The organism is Acinetobacter sp. GRABPA_MV_2, assembly GCF_056725885.1.
In genome coordinates this window covers 1-2,711 of sequence record NZ_JBWZNA010000049.1, presented here as the reverse complement: position 1 = coordinate 2,711, position 2,711 = coordinate 1, and the positions used below count along the sequence as shown (strand labels likewise).

4 protein-coding genes are annotated in these 2,711 nt (G+C 30.0%); 1 reads left to right on the top strand and 3 read right to left on the bottom strand.

Annotated features, from left to right (window positions below; translation table 11 throughout):
* Window positions 1-312: 312 nt before the first annotated feature.
* Complete coding sequence (locus ACXM0J_RS18690; RefSeq protein ID WP_086265279.1) at window positions 313-1,239, top strand: LPO_1073/Vpar_1526 family protein; 927 nt, start codon at window positions 313-315, stop codon at window positions 1,237-1,239.
* A gap of 50 nt (window positions 1,240-1,289) precedes the next feature.
* On the opposite strand, the gene ACXM0J_RS18685 is transcribed toward ACXM0J_RS18690, so the two are convergent.
* Genes ACXM0J_RS18685 through ACXM0J_RS18675 form a run of 3 tightly spaced genes read right to left on the bottom strand, consistent with a single transcriptional unit; the run spans window position 1,290 to window position 2,565 of the window.
* Window positions 1,290-1,691, bottom strand: a complete 402-nt coding sequence (locus ACXM0J_RS18685) for a protein-export chaperone SecB (protein WP_086265278.1) — start codon at window positions 1,689-1,691, stop codon at window positions 1,290-1,292.
* Window positions 1,692-1,696: 5 nt separating this feature from the next.
* Window positions 1,697-1,996, bottom strand: a complete 300-nt coding sequence (locus ACXM0J_RS18680; protein WP_086265277.1) for a hypothetical protein — start codon at window positions 1,994-1,996, stop codon at window positions 1,697-1,699.
* Window positions 1,997-1,998: 2 nt separating this feature from the next.
* On the bottom strand, window positions 1,999-2,565 hold the full coding sequence (locus tag ACXM0J_RS18675; RefSeq protein ID WP_086265276.1) for a poly(ADP-ribose) polymerase family protein: 567 nt from the start codon (window positions 2,563-2,565) through the stop codon (window positions 1,999-2,001).
* Window positions 2,566-2,711: the final 146 nt, after the last annotated feature.

Genomic DNA, 2,711 nt, shown 5'->3' with positions numbered 1-2,711 from the left:
TCATAGCTTCGTATAAGGCGTATTATGTTAATTTTAGAGAAACTACATAAAAGAGGAGTAAAATTTTTTGAGAATATTAATAGTTATAGTCACATTTATTTGGTTGGTTTGTAGTTTAGCTTATGCTTTTTATGACCCTAAAATGACTTCCTACGCCCTAGTAGCAGGAGGACTGATTGCATTTTTAACAGCGATAGCTAACGTTAAACAAAATACCAGGAAAGAAGATAAGGTTCAGTCTCAACATGTCTCAGGTAAGAGTACAGGTATTCAGGTAGGCAATGACTTAAAGATAAATCAAAGGAAAAATAAGTGAGTGATAAACAGAGTCAAACTGTCAGAGATGGTTCAACAGCTCTCCAAGTACAAGGAGATATGACTATTGGTCTCTCTTATGATGAAGTCAAAGAAGTTTTTTTAGACCTTTATCAAGCCAATAATTATCAGGTACAGACACAATTAAGAAATCAAATTGATGAAAAAGTTCAATTACTCAGTTATATATTTTCTGAGAAATTAGAATCTAAGGCTAAAGCCATTGCTCAAGATGTAGAGACTTTAAAAGAGAAGATCCATACTATTGGTTTTCAAAGTTCGGCGAATAATTCTTTAAAGCAAATGGTCTGTAAAGGTGAGAATTCTTTAACAGAATTATTATCTGATTTATTGGTTGAAAAGATAACAAATGAAAAAAATAATTTTTATATTGAAGATGCTATATCATCTTTAGAATTTATAACAAAAAATGATATAAATTTCATAAGCTTATACTATATTTTTCAATATAAAATATATGGTCGAGGAAATGGTCTTTTCAAGAATAATTATTATGAGAAGCTTAAACAAATTTATGGAGAAGGTACGCAAGATTTTGAAGCTCAGGTAGAGCAATATACCGAATACTTTCTAAATTTTGATAGATCAATTTATAAATACTTTTTGTCATTAAACCCAGAAGCCGTAGATTTTAACTATTTGTTAAGTAAGGGCTGGTTCTATGGACAGACATATAGATCTACAAATATATTTGGAAGAGGAATAGCTGGTTTAAAGCATTCGAATGGAGCTACTTTTACTTTAGATGAATATCACGCAGCAATACCTGAAGCTCAACAATTATTAAGTGTTTTTGATCCACTTAAACGTATTCAAGATAATCCTCTAAGTACCATTGGGGAATTAGTAGCTGAATTAATAAATGAAGAGACAATCAACCAAATACGAAATAAAAAAGCCTAGATCTGATGCCTAGGCCCTTTATAAGAAAAATTATTTTAACATTAGAAAACTTACGTTGATTTCTTAAATTTTGTGAAATTATAGGTTGGTAAAAGAATTGGATAATAACCTGAACTTACAAAAAAATTGCTCACGAATGCTCTTAAGAATGGATATGCTATAGCTGGAGCATTAATAATTGGGAAGTTCGATTCTTTGAATTTTTCATCTATATCTTGTTCACACTCAAATTTAGATAAAAATTCCAGTTCAAAGAAACTGGTTTCTTCTGTCTTTACTTCTAGATGAAATTTTATAACAAAATTTTTTGATGAATTTTGAAAAAAAATAGGAGTAAATCTTAGATAATCATCAATATTTATTGAATCAAGATTTGATAAGTTTTCTAGAAGTTGAGATGATGGAGAAAATTTTAATTCTCCAATCTTATATTCAACAAATTTGATATTCATAAAAATTAAGCTGCTGCTGCGTATTCAGGTTCATTATTACTAGAGATCTCAAAAGAGAAACTCTCTCGAGACCTTATTTCAGGATTGGTATTGTTAGCCTTGTTATTTATAGAAAATAATTGAATAACATCTTGTTTGAAAGACGCCTCAATAATCTCTTCATATAAAAGCTCTAAAGTGGGTAAATTTTCAACTAGACCTTCAATACCAATGCTAGGCGCACGAGATGCTCTTTCATCAAGTTCTTCAAAAGACATAGTTTCAATTTTTTCTAGAAATTTCTTAGCTAATGCTGAATCAAACATATCTAGATTCTCCTAATTGATGCTAAAGGAATAACGCTGTTCTCTCTAACAACTAAACAACTACTTGCAAACTGAGTAGCCCATTGTAACCCTTTCGATTTAGGGTCCTTGTAGTTTTGTGGTACAGCAGCTTTAACATGATATACAATTATTTTTTCATTAGAGATCTCTTCAAGCTCCTGAAAAAAACCGTTATATATTTTTGTTAATTCTGCTTTGACATCTCTGCTTGGCATAGCTTTTAGCTTAGCATCGAATTTTAATAAATAAGCACGTAAAACACCTAAATAATCTATTGACTCTAAATCTAAAAAGTTGTTTTTATTCAATAAGATATTACAAGCTAATACACATGGTTCTGTCTCATCAACACCATCATATGCACCTTTCGTCAAGTTGAATTCAGCATACGATCTAGCTAAATCGACAGCATCATCAAAATTTGGAGATGCATGCCAAAAATACACTCCAGCACCATGCCGTCCATCACAAATTCTAAAATTCTCTTTACATATTAAATTTGCATATGAACTACATGTACCATGTGTAGCTAATAAATCTAATGTCATAAACTACTAATACTTATAAAAAAATTTAAATCATTTAATAATGCGAATACTATATTAAATACTATACAAAATCTGCACTATATTTCTAATAATACAAATTAAATATTATCGGCATTTAACATAAAATCTCTTATGCGAATTCTAGC